This window comes from Clostridium sp. CTA-1 (assembly GCF_054768215.1).
Genome location: NZ_BAAAAP010000010.1, coordinates 1 through 20,398, shown reverse-complemented (window position 1 = coordinate 20,398; position 20,398 = coordinate 1). Strand labels below are relative to the sequence as shown.

Below are 20,398 nucleotides of genomic sequence, written 5' to 3'. Positions count from 1 at the left end.
TATTAATCCTATGAAAAAAACAATATTAAAAACATTAAAGTTAGGAGAATAAAAGATGAATGTAATTTTAGCAGATAAAGCAGGATTTTGCTTTGGTGTTAAAAGAGCTTTAGATACAACAATAAATACCAAAGAAAATTTAAAAGGTAAAATTTATACTTTAGGGCCCTTGATACATAATAATGATGTAGTTAATCTTTTAAAAGGCAAAGGTATAGAACCTATAAATATAGGGGATGTAGATAAACTTAACAAAGATGATACTATTATTATAAGATCACATGGAGTACCACTTCAAACTATAAACTATTTAAAAGACAAAGGGTTAAATGTTATAAATACAACCTGCCCTCATGTGGCTAATATACAAATTAAAGCTAAAAAATATTATGAAGAAGGCTACAAAATAGTAATAGTTGGAGATGAAAATCATCCAGAGGTTATTGGGATAAATGGTTGGTGTAATAATTCTGCTATTATCTCAAAGGATGGTTCCAATATAAATAACTTAGATAAAAAAGTTTGTGTATTGTGCCAAACCACAGAAAAACAAGAAAATTGGGAAAAAGTCCTTAATATATTAATAAAAAAATCTAGAGAGATATTAGCTTTTAATACTATATGTAATGCAACACAAGTGCGCCAACAAGCTGCAAAAAAATTATCTGAAAAAGTAGATAGTATGGTAGTTATAGGTGGTAAAAATAGTTCTAATACTACTAAGCTTTATGAAATATGTAAAAATAATTGCAAAAATACAATACATGTTGAAAATGCAAAGGAAATACCTGAGCACATATATAAAAACTCAAATATTATAGGTGTTACTGCCGGAGCATCTACACCAGATTGGATTATAAAGGAGGCCGTTAATAAAATGAATAATAATGATAATATAATAGAAGTATCAAAAAATGAAATGCTTGAATATATGAATGAAAAAGAGCAACAAATAGTAGTTGGAAAAGTAGTAAAAGGAACTATAGTTTCTTTAAATGAAAATGAATTATTTGTTGATTTAAATTATAAATCTGAAGGTATTATACCTAAGGAAGAAGTAACTTTAAATGAAGAATCTATATTAAAAGAGGCATTTAAAGTAGGAGATGAAATAGAAGCTAAAATAGTTAGAATAAAAAATGAAGACGGATATGTAGTACTATCTTTAAAAGAATTAGATCGTGAAAAAGCGTTAAAAAATTTAAAAGAAACCTTTGAAAATAAACAAACTATAAAAGTTATTGTAAAAGATGCCGTTGATGCTGGATTAATATGTATATATAATGGTGTTAGAGTATTTATTCCTGCTTCTCATATAGAACTTTCTCATGTAGATAACTTAGAAAAATATAAAGGATCAGAATTAGAAGTTAATATTATTGAATTTATAAAAGATAGATATAAAACTAAAATAGTAGGTTCAAGAAGAGAGATATTAAAAACTATTAGAGATGAACATATAGAAGAAACCTGGGCCTCTTTAGAAAAAGATACAATAGTAGAAGGAGAAGTAAAAAGATTTACAAATTTTGGGGCTTTTGTAGAAATTAACGGAGTAGATGGGTTATTACATGTTTCCGAAATATCCTGGGGAAGGGTAGAAAGGCCAGAAGATGCATTAAAAGTTGGAGATAAAATAAAAGTATATATTTTAGATATTGATAAGGAAAATAAAAAACTAGCTTTAAGCATAAAAAAATTAATAGAAGATCCTTGGAAAAGTGTAGAGCTAAAATATCCAATAGGAAATATAGTATTAGGAAAAGTAGTTAGATTTGCAAGCTTTGGAGCATTTATAGAATTGGAACCAGGTGTAGATGGCCTAGTGCATATATCAAAAATAAGTAATAAAAGAATAGATAAACCAGAAGAAGAGTTAACTTTAGGAAAAGAAGTTAAAGCTAAAATACTAGAAGTTAATTCAGCTGAAAAAAGAATTGCATTAAGCATAAAAGACGTTGAAGAATTTTAATATTATTTAGAAATTTATTTTTAAAATCAATATTATTTTAAATGTATAAAATATATGTATTAGATGAAAATATTAATACATATATTTTATTTTTTTATAATTTTAAATTAGTATATAATTAACTTTTTTAAACAAGTATAAAGTAAAGATAAAAATGATCTAATAAAGAAATTTAAACAAATAAATTTACTTGTTATTGATTTAGTAAAGGTGGTAATAATCAATGAATGGACTTGGGCGTCATATTTTAGCAGAAATATATGGATGCAAAGCTAACTTATTAAATGATAAACATTATATAGAAAATTTAATGGTAGAATCAGCGCTAAAATCTGGTGCTGAAATAAGGGAAGTAATTTTTCATAAATTTAATCCTCAAGGAGTAAGCGGCGTAGTTATTATTTCAGAATCTCATCTTACAATTCACACCTGGCCAGAGTTAGGCTATGCAGCAGTAGATGTATTTACCTGTGGAGATACTGTAAATCCATGGGATGCTTGCAGTTACATGACGGAAAAACTTAATGCTAAAAATATGACTGCTACAGAAATAAAAAGAGGAGTTTTCTATGGACCTGTTAATATAAAAAAAGATTAAGTCTTAACATATAGATCATCCTAAAAGATGATCTATTATTTTATATGGAGATATTTTTACTATATAGAATAAACATATAAATAAACTTTATTAGTTCTTGCTTTAAATTTTCTACCCATGGTTTTAAATAGGTTTTATAATTTTTAGTAATATTCCCTATATCTATTAATATAATTTAATAGATATACTAAGGGAGGAATCTAGATGGGGAATAGAAGAGTTATTAATTATGATGAAAGCCACATTACTAAAAAAGAAAGACAAATGATTAATAAAGTATTAAGTAAATACAACTTTAATGTTATAGATTTTTCTAAAGTAAGAAGTGTATATAAAGTTGAAACTGCAACAGGAAATAAATGTTTAAAGAGAACTAGACACGGGAAATATAAAATAAGGAATGGGTTTATATTTGTAGAAGAATTAAAAAATGTAGGATTTAACAATGTAGCCTCCTATTATAAGAGTAAAGATAATAGAAATTATATAAAATATAAAAAATGGGTATTTTATGCTACAGAATGGATAGATGGTGATGAATGCGATCTAAATGATATAGTAGAAGCAGAAAATTGTGCCAAAACTTTAGCTCAGTTTCATAAAGCTACCCAAGAAATTGATATAAATAGACTAGAAGTTAAAAGTCATCTAAAAAAATGGCCTAAAAGATTTAATAAAAGAATATCTGATATGGATAGATTTAAAAATAATATAGAAAATAAAAAAATTAAAAATGAATTTGATATTACTTACAAGGATTATATAGATAGTTTTTATGAAAGGGCTATGGTAGCACTTTCCTTTTTAAATAAATCAGACTATTATAAATTATCTAAGGAAGCTGAAAAAAATAAAAGTCTATGTCATCATAGTTTTTATTATCAAAATATAATTAAAAAGGGCAAAGAATACTATATAATAGATCTAGACAGCATAATAATAGATTTACAAGTAAATGATTTAGGAAAGTATATACGAAGACTTATGACTAAAAAAAGCTATCAATGGGATTTTGAAAAAGCCAAAAGAATAATAGAAGCTTATAGCTCTGAAAATAAACTTACTAAACAAGATCTAGAAGTTATGTTATCTTTAATTATATTTCCTCATAAGTTCTGGAAATTAGGAAAAAAACGATATATAAAGCATAAACATTGGCCAGAAACTAGGTATATGAAAAAACTAAATAAAATTATAAAATACGATGTTATGCAAAGAGAATTTCTAGAAAGTTATTTGAAATATCTAGAACAGTATGAATAATATAGTATAAATTGACTTAAATTTCATTAAGATTTATACTATATAAGTAACTATAATAATTAACAAAGAGGCTGATTATGTTTAAATGTATTAATTTAAATAAGGATAATATTATAAAATTCAAAGAATTAAACAAAAACAGTAAAAATTTCAATCTTTTAAATGAAGATTTTTTTATTTTATATAATAACTGTAGTTTTATACAAAGATTATTTTTAAAAAAAAGAGTAAAATTGCTATATAAAAAGGAAGAATGCATTGGATATATATGGACAAATACTACTATAAAAAACATATGTCATATAAATGCCTTAAACATTATAAAAACAGATAATCTAAAGGAAGTATCTACTTATCTCATAAAATCTATAGGTGAGAATTTAATTATAGAATATGATTGTGAACATAACGGTTATAACTATAATATATTAGAGGATATAGGATTTAAAAAGGGTAGGGGAGTTCTAGAATTATATTTAGATCTGGAAAAGTTTAATGATTATATAAAAACTCCTGAACATATTAATTTTGAAAATCCTATAATAAACAAACATGAAAAAATAAGATGTTATATACAAAATGAAGTTTTTAAAAGCAATAATAGAGTTCCTCTAACCAAAGAAGATATATATTTTGATGAATCTCAAGATTATTATCTTAAAGATGTATCCTTTTTTATAAAGGAGGATGATGAATATATAGGATATGGCCAAGTTATCTTAGAAAATAATATACCTTTTATTGTGAATTTCGGAATATTACCAAATTTTAGAGAAGAGGGCTATGGGAAAGTACTTTTAAATCATATTTTAAATAAATTAAAAATTAAAGGTTTTAAAAAGGTAATGATAAGGGTAAGTTCTGAAAATAAAGTAGCATTAAATCTTTATGAATCTCTAGGTTTTTTGTTATATAAAGAAAAGCATGTATTTATAATAAATACTTCAAATAAAAAATAACCCCAAAGGGGTTATTTTTTATTTGCTATTATATTTTTCTATAGCTAATTTTAATATTTCCATAGCTTCTTTCAAATCTTCGCCCTTTAAGCAATAGGAAAGTCTTATTTCATCTTCTCCTAAACCTTCACTTGCATAGAATCCAGCTGCTGGAGCTACCATAACAGTTTTATTATTGTGACTGAATTCAGTTAACATCCATTTAGTAAATTCTTCTGCGTTATCTACAGGAAGTTTAGCTACTATGTAAAAAGCTCCTGTTGGTTTTTCGCATACAACTCCAGGAATATTTTTTAATCCTTCAAACATTATATTACGTCTGTTTTCATATTCAGCCTTTACTTCTGTAAAATAACTTTCTGGAGTATTTATTAAGTTAGCTGCTCCTATTTGTTCTACTGTAGGAACGCATAATCTTGATTGACATAATTTTAGTATTTGATGTATAAGTTCTTTGTTTTTAGAAGCTATAAGTCCTATTCTAGCTCCACAAGCACTATAACGTTTAGATATACTATCTATTACTATAACTCTGTCTTGTACATCTTCTAAGTACATAGCTGATGTATATTTTAATCCATCATATACAAATTCTCTATAAACTTCATCCGCAATTAAGAATAAATCGTTTTCTTTAGCAATATCTGCAAGCATTCTTAATTCTTCATAAGTATAAACAACACCAGTTGGATTTCCTGGATTTGAAACTAATATAGCTCTTGTTTTATCAGATATTTTGCTTACTATTTCTTCTTTTTTTGGAAGATGGAATCCTTCCTCTGCTTTTGTTAAGAAAGGAACTACATTAACGCCAGCTGATTCAGCAAAACCGTTATAGTTTGTATAGAATGGTTCTGGAATTATAATTTCATCTCCAACATCACATAAAGCCATTAATGCAAATTGGATAGCTTCACTTCCACCATTTGTTACTAGTAATTCATCTTTTTCAAAATTTATATTCCATTCTTTATAATATTTTATAAAGCTTTCTAATAAAGGATCCATACCTTTAGAGTCAGAATATTTTAATACAGGTTCTTCATAAGATTTTACACCTTCAGTGAAACATTCTGGAGTTTTAATATCTGGTTGTCCTATGTTCAAATGAAAAACATGGATACCTTTATTTTTAGCTTCAGTTGCATAAGGTGCAAGCTTTCTTATTGGTGAAAATTGCATGTCAGATATTCTTTTTGAAAATTTCATTGTTTTTACCCCCCATTAATAAATGTTTAAAATTTAATAAATATATTTAAAATTTAATAAAATATATTTTCTCTTGGAACATAACTTGATTTTAAGTTAATTAAAGTATTTTCTGTTACTATCTTATTGTAGTAACTTCTATCTATAATGCATTCATATTTTAATCTATCATTATATGAATAATCCTGTTCTTCTAAAACCTTTACATCATACACATAAATCATCTCCTTCTAGTTTTATTTTAACCTAAAAGGAGATAATTTATTTTATTTAAATAGATTCTACTAAAATAACTTAATGTTATTTATAATATTTATCTAAAACTTTACCTAATCTTTTTACACCTTCAACTATTTTTTCATCACTCATGCAAGAATAGTTTAATCTAAAGTAGTTTTCATGCCCTCCATTAGGGAAGAAAGAACCACCAGGTACATAAGCAACATTTTCAGCTAAAGCATCTTTCATTAATTCTTTAGCATCTAAATCTTCTCTTAATTCAACCCATGTAAATAATCCTCCAACAGGATGAGTATATTTTACGCCTGCTGGGAAGTATTTTTTCATACTATCTAGCATTAAATCTCTACGTTTCTCATAAACTTTTTTAATTTTTTCAATATGTTCATTTAAATCATATTTTTGCATGAATAAAGCTGTTGCTCTTTGATCTAATGTACCAGCCTGTAAATCAACACCTTGTTTTACAATTATATATTTATCTAATATTTCAGGTTCAGCACAAACCCATGCAAGTCTTAATCCAGGACAGAAATTTTTAGAGAAAGTCCCAAGATAAATAACCCATCCTTCTTTATCAAAACTCTTTATAGATGGATGTCTTTCTCCTTCATAGATAAGATCTCCATATGGATTATCTTCTATTACAGGTATTTCATATTCTGCAGCTAATTCTGCTATTCTCTTTCTTCTATCATCTGGCATAGTTCTCCCAGTAGGATTTTGGAAATCAGGGATTGTATATATCATTTTAACTTTGCCTTTATTTTCTGCTAAAGCTTTTTCCAATTCCTCTATAATCATTCCATTATCGTCCATAGGTATTTCAACAAATTTAGGTCTATAGGATTTAAACGCATTTATAGCACCTAAATAACTAGGACTTTCGCAAACAACTATATCTCCTTCATTTAAGAAAATTTTAGCTGAAAATTCTATACCTTGTTGGGAACCATTAGTTATAGCAATGTTTTCATAAGAAACGTTTACACCAGCTGGTTTCATTCTTTCATTAGCTATGATTTCTCTTAATGGTTTGTAACCTTCAGTAGAGCTATATTGTAATGCTGCTCTTCCTTGAGTATCTAATACTTCTTCCATTATACCTTTCATTTCTTCTACAGGGAATAATTCTGGTGCTGGTAATCCTCCTGCAAAGGAAATTATCTCTGGCATTTCAGTTAATTTTAATAGTTCTCTTATCTCTGATGCTTTTAATCCTGATGCTCTTTCTGAAAAACGTATATTCATTAGCAAATCCCTCCAAAAATATAATAGGTTAATCAATACCTTTATAGATATATCTATTCTACAAACACTTATTATATCCTTCTTTTCAATATATAAAAAATCAAAAAAATTTTTAAAAAAACCCATTGATGTTAAAGTTTTATCATATTTCCTCATAATATTTTGTCTTAATTTGTCATTAAATAACACTTAATGATTCTTTTATCATTTATAATGTAGCGAATTTTAATCTAAATATATTCTATAATAAATATTTTTTTGATTTTTTATAATATATTATAAAGTTAAATAACTTATTAATTCCAAAAAAAAATTTAGATGTTATAAATTTATCATATAATTTGAATTATTATTACAATAAATTTAATTTATATAACTTTCTTTATATTATATAGTATCACATTAGAAATTATTAATAAAATAWAGTATAATATATAAGTCAAATTTTTTAAATTTATGAGGTGAATAAATAGTGAATGAAATATTAAATACAAAAGATATAAATATTATAGGAAAATTTTTCATAGAAACCTGGGGTTGCCAGATGAATGAAGAGGATTCAGAGAAACTTTCAGGCATGTTAAAAAGAGAAAATTATATAAGAACTGAAGAAAGAGAAGAAGCAGATGTAATTATATTTAACACCTGTTGTGTTAGAGAAAATGCAGAGCTTAAAGTATATGGCAATTTAGGGATACTTAAAGGCTTAAAAGCTAAAAATCCTAATTTAATTATAGCTGTAACTGGTTGCATGATGCAACAAGCAGGTATGGCAGAAACTATTAAAAAGAAATTTCCTTTTGTAGATATTATAATAGGAACGCATAATCTTCATAACTTTTCAAATTATTTAAATGAAGTTAAGAAAAAACATACATCTGTATTGAAAATACAAGAAAAAGAAGATAGTATAATAGAAAACATGCCAATAGATAGAAAAAATAGTATGAAGGCTTTTGTTACCATAATGTACGGTTGCAATAATTTCTGTACTTATTGCATAGTTCCCTATGTAAGAGGAAGGGAAAGAAGTAGAACTCCTGAAAACATAGAAGATGAAATAAAGAATTTAGTTTCTAAAGGTTATAAGGAAATAACTTTACTAGGTCAGAATGTAAATTCCTATGGTAAGGATCTAGAACCTAATGTTACTTTTGCAGAACTTTTAAAAAGAGTAAATACTATAGAAGGATTAGAAAGAGTAAGATTTATGACTTCTCATCCAAAGGACTTAACTGATGATGTTATAGAAGCTATTGCTAAATGTGATAAACTATGTGAACAAATACATCTTCCTGTACAGTCTGGCTCTAGTGATATGCTGAAAAAAATGAATAGACATTATGATAGAGAAAAATATTTAGATGTGGTATCTAAAATAAAAAAACTTATACCTAATGTAGCTCTTTCTACTGATATAATAGTAGGATTCCCTGGAGAAACTGAAAAAGACTTTGAAGAAACATTAAGCTTAGTAAAGACAGTAGAATATGATTCTGCTTTTACTTTCTTATATTCCATAAGAAAAGGAACTCCAGCTGCTAAGTTTGACGATCAAGTACCTGAAGATGTTAAACACAAAAGATTTAATAGATTAGTAGAAGTAGTTAATGAAATAAGTGCTAAAAAGAACAAAGCCTATGAAGGAAAAATAGAAGAAGTTTTAGTAGAGGGTACTAGTAAAAATGATGAAAATAAACTAATGGGTAGAACAAGAGCAGGAAAACTTGTTAACTTTATTGGTAATAAAGAATCCATAGGAAAACTTGTTAATGTTAAAATAACAAAAGCAAACTCTTTTTCATTAACAGGAGAAGAAATTTAAATATAAATTAAAAAGCTCTTAATAAGAGCTTTTTTTAAAAGATTAAATTAAAAGAAATATTTTAAGGAGGAAAAAATATGGGATTAACTCCAATGATGAAACAATATTTAGAGGTAAAAGAAAGCTGCAAAGATTGTATATTGTTCTTTAGATTAGGAGATTTTTATGAAATGTTTTTTGAGGATGCTAAAGTTGCCTCAAAAGAACTAGAGCTAGTATTAACAGGAAGAGATTGTGGTCTAGAAGAAAGAGCTCCTATGTGTGGTATTCCATATCATGCTGCTAATACATATATAGGTAGATTAGTCAGTGCAGGCTATAAAATAGCTATTTGTGAACAATTGGAGGATCCTTCCGCCTCTAAAGGTATAGTAAAAAGAGGAATTATAAAAATAATTACACCAGGAACTTATACTGATTCTTCATTTTTAGAAGAGAATAAAAACAATTATATAATGAGCTTTTATTTAGATGATAATATGTGTTCTATGAGCTTTGCGGATATATCCACAGGTGAATTTAACTCAACTCATAGCAATTTTAAAGAAGCTGTAGTATTGGATGAAATATCAAAATTTGCTCCTCGTGAAATAGTTTTAGATGAAAATACAGAGGAAGACTTTATACATACTATAAAAGAAAGATTTCCTAATATCTCTATAAGCAAAATAAAAGAAGAAAATTTTAGTTATAATATAGATAATAATTTAAAGGATCAATTTAGTAATTTTAATGAAGATGAATATGAAACCATAGTAAAAAAATCCGCTAATGGTCTTTTATATTACATATTTCATACCCAAAAGAATATATTATCTAACATTAATAAAATAGACTATTATAGCATAGTAGACTATTTAACTATAGATGTAAATTCAAGAAGAAATTTGGAGATAACAGAAAATTTAAGAGAAAAAACTAAAAAAGGATCTCTTTTATGGGTATTAGATAAAACTAATACAGCTATGGGTGGAAGGCAATTAAGAAGATGGATAGAACAACCACTTATAAATAAAAACCCTATAGAAGATAGATTAAATGCTGTAGAAGAATTATTAAATAATATATCTCTTCAGGAAGATTTAAAAGAAGATCTAAGATCTATATATGATATAGAAAGAATAGTAGGGAAAGTAGCTTCTAAAAGTGTTAATGCAAAGGAACTTATATCTTTAAAATGCTCTATAGGTAAGACTCCTTATATAAAAGAATACTTAGCAAATTTTAAAAGCGATTTATTTTTAAATATGGAACAAAATATAGATACTTTAGAAGATATTCATGAATTGCTAGACAAATCTTTATTAGATAGCCCATCTTTATCTGTAAAAGAAGGCAATATAATAAAAGAAGGATTTAATGAAGAAGTGGATTCCCTAAGGGAAGCAAAAAGCAACGGTAAAAAATGGATAGCTTCTTTAGAACAAAAAGAAAAAGAAGAAACAGGTATAAAATCATTAAAGGTTAGTTATAATAAAGTATTTGGTTATTTTATAGAAATTACAAAAGCAAATTTAAGTTCAGTGCCAGAGGGAAGATATATAAGAAAACAAACTCTAGCCAATGCTGAAAGATATATTACTCCTGAGCTTAAAGAAATGGAAGAAAAAATATTAGGGGCAGAAGAAAAACTTATAGATATAGAATATAAACTTTTTACTAAAATAAGAGATTTTATAGAAGAAAATATAGATAGAATGCAAAAAACTGCAAGAATAATATCTGATATAGATTGCTTATGCTCATTAGCTACTGTAGCCTTAGAAAATAATTATATAAAGCCTAACATAAATGCTAAAGATGAAATTCTTATAGAAGAGGGAAGACATCCTGTAGTAGAAAAAGTTATACCTAAAGGTGAATTTATATCTAATGATAGCTTAATAGATACAAAAGAGAATCAACTTATATTAATAACTGGTCCTAATATGGCAGGGAAATCTACTTATATGAGACAGGTAGCCTTAATTACAATTATGGCCCAAATAGGTAGCTTTGTTCCTGCTAAGAAGGCTAATATTTCTATATGTGATAAGATATTTACAAGAATAGGCGCCTCAGATGATTTAGCTGCAGGTAAAAGTACTTTCATGGTAGAGATGTGGGAAGTTTCTAATATACTAAAAAATGCTACCTCAAAAAGTTTGGTGCTTTTAGATGAAGTGGGTAGAGGAACCAGCACCTATGATGGTTTAAGCATAGCCTGGTCTGTTATAGAATATATATGTAATAATAAAAATTTAAGATGCAAAACTCTATTTGCAACTCACTATCATGAACTTACAAAACTTGAAGACAATATTGAGGGTGTTAAAAATTATTCTGTATCCGTATCAGAATTAGAAAATGAAATAGTGTTTTTAAGAAAAATAATAAGAGGAGGAGCAGATCAATCCTACGGTATAGAAGTTGCTAAACTAGCTGGCTTACCTTCTCCTGTGATAAATAGAGCTAAGGAGATATTACAACATATTGAAGGTAGTAATGAAGAAAACTCCCTTAATATTACTCCTTCTAAAGAATATAAAAACAAAGATTATATAGAAGCATCAAGGGATACTTTAAGTACTAAAAATAATCTTGAGAGTGGAATACAACATGATACTTTATCTGAAACTAATACCACTACTATAATAGAGGATGAGATTACTAAAGAGAATCCTTCTTGTAATAAAAAACAAATGAACTATAAAAAAAATGATGAAAAGTCTATAAAAAAAGAAGTAGCAATGGATTCTTTTCAAATAAATTTTGAATATATAAAAAAAGATAAAGTAATTGAAGAAATTAAAAATATAGATATACTTAATATGACTCCAATGGAAGGTTTTAATAAATTATATGATATAATAAATAAAACAAAAGATATAGATTAAAGGATAGTTGTATTATTAAATTTTAAAAAACTATATATTAGTACATACAAAAATCTCATGATCTTTAGATTTTTACTAACCTAGTACCACTTATAAGTGGTACTAATCTATATAATAAAATATAAGCTATGTGGTGATTTAAATGAGAAAAATAAATTTATTAGATTTAGAAACTACAAATAAGATAGCTGCAGGAGAAGTTATAGAAAGGCCCTTTTCTGTAGTAAAAGAATTAGTAGAAAATAGTATAGACGCCAATGCTAAAAATATAACCATAGAAATAGAAGATGGGGGACAAAAACTTATAAAAATAATAGATGATGGAGAAGGTATTTATCCTATTGATATAAAAAATGCTTTTCTTCCTCATGCTACAAGTAAAATAAATTCCATAGAAGATATATATAAAATAAGTACTATGGGCTTTAGAGGTGAAGCACTAGCTAGTATTTCCTCCGTATCAAAAACTAAACTTAAAAGTAGGGTTGCTTCCTACAATTTTGGTAAAGAAATATATATAGAAGGTGGCAAAATAGAATACTTAAAGGATACAGGTTGCAATGTTGGTACAACTATAGAGGTTTCTGATTTATTTTATAATGTACCCGCAAGACTTAAATTTTTGAAAAGTACAAGAAGCGATAGCACTGCTATATCAGATATAGTAAATAGGTTTATATTAGCTCATCCAGATATATCTTTTAATTTAATAAACAAAGGAAAGCAAAGTATAAAAAGTTACGGTACCGGAAATCTAAAGGATTCCGTACGATGTGTATACAACAAAACAATCAGTGAAAATCTTATAAACTTCGAAAGTCATAAGGATATAATATCTGTATATGGATTTATAGGTAAGCCTGAAATAAGCCGTAAAAGCAGAACGAATCAAAGTATATTTGTAAATAAGCGATATGTTAAAAGTAAATTTATAACTGCTGCGGTAGAAAACGCTTTTAAATCTTTTTTAACAGTAAATAGCTACCCTTTCTTTGTAATATTTATAGATATTTTCCCAGAATATATTGATGTAAATGTACATCCTACTAAATCAGAAGTCAAATTTAAAGATGAGAGGGCTATGTTTAAGGCTATATTTGATGCAGTTCATGAAGCTATAAAAGAAGAATTAAAAGAATCATTTACAAATTTCTTTAATAAAGAAGATATTAATATATATGATTCTGAAAAATCTATGGGTGAAACTATAAAAACAGAAAAAGAAGAAGTACAAATACCAATAGATTTAAATAACAATAATAAAATTCATATTTTTGGTAATAATATAAATAGTTCAACTAAACCTAACAATATAGAACCTACTAAAGATGAAAACATTGAAGGAAAAAATATATTTGAAATTAATAATAATTCTTCTATTTCTAAACAAGATGAAGTATATTATAACAAAAATAATACTGAATACTTAAATTCAAATAATAACAAAGAAGAAAGTTCATCAAAGCAAGATAATAAGAATCCCAATACCCTATATCTAAATGAGAATGATACAACGTCCTCATCTATAAATATTAAAGAAAATAAGCCTACTAATTTTTATATAGATATGAAAATAATAGGACAGTTTAATAATACATATATATTAATAGAAAGGGATAAAGAACTTTATATAATAGATCAGCATGCAGCTCATGAAAAGGTGCTATTTGAAAAATTTAAATCCGAAATAGAAAAGGGATATGTAATAAGCCAAATTTTATTATCGCCTGTAGTTATAGAACTATCAGAAGATGAATTTAACATATACGAAGAAAACAAATATATTTTTAAAAACTCAGGTTTTTCAGTGGAAGCTTTTGGAGAATATACTATAAATATAAAAGAAGTGCCTTTAATTTTAGGTAAACCCAATGTAGAAAATCTTTTTATGGATATACTTTATAACTTAAAAAATATGAAATCTAAAGAAACTTCTACAATAAAATACAATGCTATTGCTACACTAGCATGCAAATCCGCAGTTAAAGCAAATGACACCTTGAAAGAGGAGGAAATAAAAAAATTAATAGAAGATATGCTTATATTAGATAATCCATACACTTGTCCCCATGGAAGACCTACTATGATTAAATTTACATTAAAAGATTTAGAAAAAAAATTTAAAAGAATACAATAAGGGGGATAAGTAAAAATGATAGACTTATTAATACTTGCAGGTCCTACAGCAGTAGGGAAAACAGATATCTCTATAAAACTTGCAAAAAAACTAAATGGAGAAATAATATCCGCTGACTCTATGCAAATTTATAAATACATGGATATAGGTTCAGCTAAAATAACCAAAGAGGAAATGAAGGGTATACCTCATCATCTTATAGATGTAGTAGCACCTCATGAAGAATTTAATGTATCCTCCTTTAAAACTTTAGCAGAAAAATGTATAAAAGATATATGGAGTAGGGGGAAACTTCCTATAATAGCAGGAGGCACAGGTTTATATATTAATTCTTTAATCTATAATTATGATTTTACAGATGCAGATAGAGACGAAGATTATAGAGAATATCTCATTAGATTATCAGAAGATAAAGGAAAAGAATATGTTCATAGCCTGCTAAAAGATATAGATGGAAAATCCTATGAAAAATTATATCCTAACGATTTAAAAAGAGTTGTTAGAGCCTTAGAAGTTTACAAAATCACAGGTAAATCTATAAGTGAATATACAAAAGAAAATGAAAAAAAATTGTATAATATACCTTATAACATAAACTACTTTGTTTTAAATATGAATAGAGAAGTACTATATGAAAGAATTAACAAAAGAGTGGATATAATGATGAATAAAGGCTTAATAGAAGAAGTAAAAAAATTAGAATCTATGGGATATACTCCAGATATGCAATCTATGAAAGGCATAGGTTATAAAGAAATTCTATTTTATTTAAAGGGCGATATTTCACTAGATGAAGCTATTTATTTAATAAAAAAAGGGAGCAGAAATTATGCTAAAAGACAACTAACTTGGTTTAGAAAAGATAAAAGATCTATATGGATAGATAAAGATAAATATAGATCTGAGGAGGAAATAGTAGATAAAATTATAAAAATGGTAAAATATAAATAAAATTAAAAGGATTTTTAATTTATTTATAGAATTATATAAGAATAAGTTTCTAATTATTTGTAATTTTTTTAGGAGGGAAAGGTTATATGACTAAAGTTGTTAATAATCTACAAGATATATTTTTAAATGGTGCTAGAAAAAATAGAATTCCTGTTACCATATACTTAACAAATGGATTTCAATTAAAAGGATTTGTTAAAGGCTTTGATAACTTTACAGTAATATTAGATTCAGATGGTAAACAAATGATGATATACAAACATGCTATATCTACAATTAATCCAGCAAAGCCCTTATTATTTGTACAAAATCCTAACGGAGATGATTATAAAGATAAAGAATAGGTTAATTGCCTATTCTTTTTTTATATGTTAATATATACAATGTTAGATAATAATACATACTTATTATTTTTCTTACATATAGAGGAGGATGGAAATAGAAATGCTACATATAACAAAAGATACTCTAAAAAACATATATGACATAAATCCTAAAGCTTTAAATTTATATGAAAAGGCTATAGAAGATATTAAAGATGAGTTCCAAAAATATGATGAAATAAGAGAATTTAATCAACTAAAAGTTTTAAATGCTCTTCAGGAAGAAAGAGTTAGTGAATCTCATTTCACAAATTCTACAGGGTATGGATATGGAGATATAGGAAGAGATACCTTAGATAGAGTTTATGCTAGGATATTTAACACAGAAAGCGCTTTAGTAAGACCACATTTTGTAAATGGCACTCACGCTATTGGAGCTGCTCTATTTGGAAATTTGAGACCAGGGGATACTATGTTATCTGTATGTGGAAAACCCTATGATACATTACACAATATAATAGGCATAGAAGGGGAAGAGAACATAGGTTCTTTAAAAAATTTTGGAGTTAAATATAAACAAGTAAATTTAAAAGAAGATCACTCTATAAACTATGAAGAAATAGAAAAGATATTAAAAGAGGATATTTCAATAAAACTTATACATATTCAACGTTCAACAGGTTATGGATGGAGAAAAGCTCTCCTTATACCTGAAATAGAAAAACTAATTTCTTTTGTAAAATCCATAAAAAAAGAAGTTATATGTTTTGTAGATAACTGTTATGGTGAATTTATAGATACTAAAGAACCAACGGATGTAGGCGCAGATTTAGTAGCAGGATCCTTAATAAAAAATATAGGTGGAGGAATAGCACCTACTGGTGGATATATAGCTGGCAGGGAAAAGTATGTAACTCAAGCTGCCTATAGATTAACCACTCCTGGCATAGGAGGAGAATGTGGTTCTACCTTTGGAGTAGTTAGGCAAATGTACCAAGGACTATTTTTAGCACCACATATATCTATGGAGGCTGTTAAAGGAGCGGTATTTTGTTCAAGGATAATGGAATTAGCTGGTTTTGAAGTGCTTCCAAAATATAATGATGATAGAAGCGATATAATTCAAGCTATTAAATTTAATGATAAAGAAAAGCTTATAAATTTTTGCAAGGGAATACAACAAGGTTCTCCTGTAGATTCCTTTGTTTCTTGTGAGCCGTGGGATATGCCAGGCTATAAAGATCAAGTAATTATGGCTGCAGGAGCATTTATTCAAGGGTCTTCCATAGAATTATCTGCAGATGCACCTATAAGAGATCCTTTTATAGCATATCTACAGGGTGGACTTACTTTTGATCATGCTAAAATAGGTATTTTAATTTCTCTATCAAAAATATTAAAATAATAAATTTTAACATGTAAATTAACCAGAATTACCTTGGGGATATTAAGTTTAATATATAAGTTTAATATAATAGAAAAAGCAGAATTAATATAAAAATAGTTCCCAGAAGTTATTTACTTAATACTTCTAGGAATTATTTTTATTAACAATCCTTTTTAAAAGCAATTTATTTTTAATACACATTTATTTATCAAAATAACAATGTTATTAATACTTTCTATATATTCCTACTAATCTTCCAAGAACTTTACAATCCTCTAAAATTATAGGTTTCATACTTTTATTTTCAGGTTGAAGTCTTATATAAGAACTTTCTTTAAAAAATCTTTTTAAAGTAGCGTCGTTGTCTATTAGAGCAACCACAATATCTCCATTATTTGCAGAATCGGTTTTTTCAATAATAGCTAAATCACCATCTAATATTCCAGCTTCTATCATACTTTCTCCAGATACCTTTAACATAAATAAATCCTTTGTGTTTTTTACATAATCAATAGGTAATGGAAATACATCTTCTATATTCTCTATAGCCAAAATAGGATTTCCTGCAGTTATAGTTCCTACAATAGGTACATTTATAACTTCTTTTTTTGAGGTAGGATCAACAATTTCTATGGCTCTAGTTTTGCTGCTATCTCTTTTTATCAAACCTTCTTTTTCTAATCTTTTAAGATGAAAATGCACTGATGAAGTTGAACTTAAACCTACAGCCTTGCAAATTTCTCTTACAGAAGGAGGATAGCCTTTTTCTTTAATTTGTAATTTTATAAAGTTATAAACTTCATTTTGTTTGTCAATTCGGCTTTTATTCATAATCACACCTCATTACTTAAATAATAATTAAATTATACCATAAAAATGGAAAGCTGCAAACTAATGTTCAAATAATTTATAATATAGCTTATGATTATAAAGGGTTTTTTAATGCATATAAACTATATTTTTGCTATAATAGTAAGAGTGTTTTTATAGAAGATATAAATTTCTCATAATAATAAGTGTTTTTATTATGAGGAATAACTTTTAAGTATAATAATAACCAATATAATAAATTTATAATTTGTAATAAGATACCATAAAGAAAGGTAGAGTGTAAATATATGAACAGAGAAACTTGTATTTTTAATTATACTAAAAAATGTACTGACTGTGGTGAATGTGAAATTTGTGATTTGAACACAAATAAAAAATGCGATAATTGCGGAGAATGCTTACAAAGAGAAGGAATAGATACTCAAGCTATAAAGATTGATGAAATAAAAGAGGATAAAAACTTTGTAGATAAAGAAGCCTTAAAGAAGGTACTAAAAGAAGATGAAGAGGAGTTAGAATCCTCAAAAAAATTTGAGCAGGATCTAGAAAATGAAATCCTACAGGATACAGAATTACTAAGGGACTATGATGAAAATTTTAAAGAGCAGGGACTATATGCCATAGAAAATGTAGATGGAGTACAAATAGAATATATAGAAGATGTAGATGGATTAAGTGAACTGATGGAGGATGAATCTAGATTGAAAAAGGTAGCCTATGAAGAATTTCCAGGGCTTATAAAAATTAGAGAAAATAAATAGAAAAACAAGAGCTTCTTATACAACAGTAGAAGAAGGGATGTTGGAATTGTAAAATCTAAGATAAAGCACTTTAAAATACCTATATAATACAAGGTTTTAAAGTGCTTTATAAAGTTTGCTTTATTCATCACTTAAAGGATTAGATTTAACTGCTTCTCTTAATCTATCACTATCTACATGAGTATAAATTTGGGTTGTAGATATGTTTTCATGGCCTAATATCATTTGTAAGCTTCTTATATCAACACCACCATGCTTGTACATTAATGTAGCAGCCGTGTGCCTTAATTTATGAGGAGAATATTTTTCTCCATCTAAGCCTGATTTTTTTACATACTTCTTTACTAACATCTCTACAGAACGTTTATTTATCCTTGTATAATTTTTACTTAAAAATAGAGCATCCTTGTCAACTATTTTTTCTCCCATTTCTTTTCTTACGCTTAAATAATCATTCAAAGTTTTAATGCAGGCTTTATTAAGGTAAACAGTTCTTTCTTTGTTTCCTTTACCTATAACAGTTAAAACATCATTTTTAATATTAGATATGTTTATACCACATAATTCTGAAAGTCTTAACCCGCAATTTAAGAACATAGTTACTATACATAAATCTCTTTCTTTAAACTTACCATCTATAGAAGATAATAGTCTTTTACTCTCATCTAATGTTAAATATACAGGATTTCTTTTACTTATTTTAGGACTTTCCAACTCTAGGGCTGGATTTTCCTTTATGATTTTAACTTTACCTTGTAAAAATTTAAAGAAAGATCTTAATGTAGCTACTTTTCTAGCTTTAGCATAGCTACCATTATTTCTATAATTCTCTGCAAAGGATACAAAAGCGAACAAATCCGTTAATGATATATTCTTAATGTCTTCATCACTTATATTGCTTATTTCTATATCATTAAATTCTGTTTCTCCAGGAACCATACCTTTGTATAATTTTAAAAATCTAAAAAACATAATCAAATCCAATTTATAACTTTCAATTGTATTTTCTGATTTTCCTTTTATAGTTCTAAGATAATTTAAAAAATCATTTAATCTTTGAGGAAGATTAGGATCATATAATTGTTGAATATTATATTTCATTGAAAATATGTACCTCCTTAGCCTAAAAATAACAACAACTTCGCGAAATTTATATTTCGCGATTATAATATTCTATATAAAAGGGGTAAAATCCTTCTTTTTTTTATTAATATTATAAGTTTTGTTATATAGATATATAACTCATAAGTATTATCTGTATTTTTATATAGATTCTTCACTATAGCTAACATATATAAAACCGCTAAGAATAGTATACCTTAGTATATATAGTTTAGCTAGCAGTTTGGAGCATAGTTGAATTTTAAATTTCTGCCCTATCCCAGTCAATTGCATTTCAATTGATAATGAACATCAATTATTTAACTATGTATAATTCTATATTTATACATTTCATTCTTTTAACAGCATGTGTAAAGAAATGGTATTAATTATTAAATTGATTTTAATTCACAATATGTAATTATGTTTGTGGAAACATAATTTTACATTTATTATCATTGTTTTAATTTAAAATGATTTTTCAGTTTATTTGTATAATAATGAATAATATTTTATTCTACACTATATTTTATATGCGTCTACATTTTATTTTTATTAAAATTATTATATATGCATCTGCAAGAAAGATAACTATACTATTAAAGATAAGCTATTTCAAACTAATTTTTAAATCTATTTATTATATATTCATTGTTATTTTTAATATTACATATTTATCTGAATCTAATTATTTATAAATAATTAGATTCAGAT

16 protein-coding genes are annotated in these 20,398 nt (G+C 26.5%); 11 read left to right on the top strand and 5 right to left on the bottom strand.

What is annotated here, in order from left to right:
• The first annotated feature begins 55 nt into the window (after nt 1-55).
• The 4 genes from ACYUEW_RS10015 to ACYUEW_RS10000 all read left to right on the top strand — a co-directional run bounded on the left by ACYUEW_RS10015 (nt 56) and on the right by ACYUEW_RS10000 (nt 4,792).
• Nucleotides 56-1,972 (top strand): bifunctional 4-hydroxy-3-methylbut-2-enyl diphosphate reductase/30S ribosomal protein S1, encoded by a 1,917-nt coding sequence (locus tag ACYUEW_RS10015; protein WP_045516643.1) that lies wholly within the window; start codon nt 56-58, stop codon nt 1,970-1,972.
• 223 nt (nt 1,973-2,195) lie between these two features.
• Nucleotides 2,196-2,570, top strand: a complete 375-nt coding sequence (gene speD, locus ACYUEW_RS10010) for an adenosylmethionine decarboxylase (protein ID WP_106900542.1) — start codon at nt 2,196-2,198, stop codon at nt 2,568-2,570.
• 204 nt (nt 2,571-2,774) lie between these two features.
• The gene (locus ACYUEW_RS10005) at nt 2,775-3,833 is read left to right on the top strand and encodes a CotS family spore coat protein (RefSeq protein ID WP_003486021.1); all 1,059 of its coding nucleotides are present in this window, start codon (nt 2,775-2,777) and stop codon (nt 3,831-3,833) included.
• Between the two features lie 77 nt (nt 3,834-3,910).
• Nucleotides 3,911-4,792: a GNAT family N-acetyltransferase gene (locus ACYUEW_RS10000; RefSeq protein WP_003486022.1), complete on the top strand. Its 882-nt coding sequence runs from the start codon at nt 3,911-3,913 to the stop codon at nt 4,790-4,792.
• An 18-nt stretch (nt 4,793-4,810) separates the two neighbouring features.
• Here the strand turns inward: ACYUEW_RS10000 and ACYUEW_RS09995 are convergent, their stop codons facing one another.
• From ACYUEW_RS09995 to ACYUEW_RS09985, 3 genes are all read right to left on the bottom strand, one after another.
• Nucleotides 4,811-6,001 carry a pyridoxal phosphate-dependent aminotransferase gene (locus ACYUEW_RS09995; RefSeq protein WP_043031910.1) on the bottom strand — a complete coding sequence of 397 codons (1,191 nt, stop codon included), beginning with the start codon at nt 5,999-6,001 and terminating at the stop codon, nt 4,811-4,813.
• Nucleotides 6,002-6,054: 53 nt separating this feature from the next.
• Nucleotides 6,055-6,216 (bottom strand): hypothetical protein, encoded by a 162-nt coding sequence (locus ACYUEW_RS09990; RefSeq protein ID WP_003486026.1) that lies wholly within the window; start codon nt 6,214-6,216, stop codon nt 6,055-6,057.
• Between the two features lie 85 nt (nt 6,217-6,301).
• Entirely contained in the window at nt 6,302-7,492 is a 1,191-nt protein-coding gene (locus tag ACYUEW_RS09985) for an aminotransferase-like domain-containing protein (protein ID WP_460276682.1), read from the bottom strand.
• 472 nt (nt 7,493-7,964) lie between these two features.
• Between ACYUEW_RS09985 and miaB the strand changes: the two genes are divergently transcribed.
• The 6 genes from miaB to ACYUEW_RS09955 all read left to right on the top strand — a co-directional run bounded on the left by miaB (nt 7,965) and on the right by ACYUEW_RS09955 (nt 17,009).
• Nucleotides 7,965-9,317 carry a tRNA (N6-isopentenyl adenosine(37)-C2)-methylthiotransferase MiaB gene (gene miaB / locus ACYUEW_RS09980; protein WP_460276681.1) on the top strand — a complete coding sequence of 451 codons (1,353 nt, stop codon included), beginning with the start codon at nt 7,965-7,967 and terminating at the stop codon, nt 9,315-9,317.
• A gap of 77 nt (nt 9,318-9,394) precedes the next feature.
• Nucleotides 9,395-12,193: a DNA mismatch repair protein MutS gene (mutS, locus tag ACYUEW_RS09975; protein ID WP_460276680.1), complete on the top strand. Its 2,799-nt coding sequence runs from the start codon at nt 9,395-9,397 to the stop codon at nt 12,191-12,193.
• A 142-nt stretch (nt 12,194-12,335) separates the two neighbouring features.
• A complete protein-coding gene (gene mutL / locus ACYUEW_RS09970; protein WP_460276679.1) occupies nt 12,336-14,330 on the top strand; it encodes a DNA mismatch repair endonuclease MutL in 1,995 nt (664 codons plus the stop codon).
• A 15-nt stretch (nt 14,331-14,345) separates the two neighbouring features.
• Nucleotides 14,346-15,281 (top strand): tRNA (adenosine(37)-N6)-dimethylallyltransferase MiaA, encoded by a 936-nt coding sequence (gene miaA / locus ACYUEW_RS09965; protein ID WP_003486033.1) that lies wholly within the window; start codon nt 14,346-14,348, stop codon nt 15,279-15,281.
• An 86-nt stretch (nt 15,282-15,367) separates the two neighbouring features.
• On the top strand, nt 15,368-15,625 hold the full coding sequence (hfq, locus tag ACYUEW_RS09960) for an RNA chaperone Hfq (protein WP_003358923.1): 258 nt from the start codon (nt 15,368-15,370) through the stop codon (nt 15,623-15,625).
• Between the two features lie 100 nt (nt 15,626-15,725).
• Entirely contained in the window at nt 15,726-17,009 is a 1,284-nt protein-coding gene (locus ACYUEW_RS09955; RefSeq protein WP_460276715.1) for a methionine gamma-lyase family protein, read from the top strand.
• 207 nt (nt 17,010-17,216) lie between these two features.
• Here ACYUEW_RS09955 and lexA read toward each other — a convergent pair whose 3' ends face one another.
• Entirely contained in the window at nt 17,217-17,822 is a 606-nt protein-coding gene (gene lexA / locus ACYUEW_RS09950) for a transcriptional repressor LexA (protein WP_460276678.1), read from the bottom strand.
• Between the two features lie 287 nt (nt 17,823-18,109).
• On the opposite strand from lexA, the gene ACYUEW_RS09945 reads away from it, so the two are divergent.
• Entirely contained in the window at nt 18,110-18,583 is a 474-nt protein-coding gene (locus ACYUEW_RS09945; RefSeq protein ID WP_003486041.1) for a hypothetical protein, read from the top strand.
• 120 nt (nt 18,584-18,703) lie between these two features.
• On the opposite strand, the gene ACYUEW_RS09940 is transcribed toward ACYUEW_RS09945, so the two are convergent.
• Nucleotides 18,704-19,684 (bottom strand): tyrosine recombinase XerC, encoded by a 981-nt coding sequence (locus tag ACYUEW_RS09940; protein WP_003486042.1) that lies wholly within the window; start codon nt 19,682-19,684, stop codon nt 18,704-18,706.
• Nucleotides 19,685-20,398: the final 714 nt, after the last annotated feature.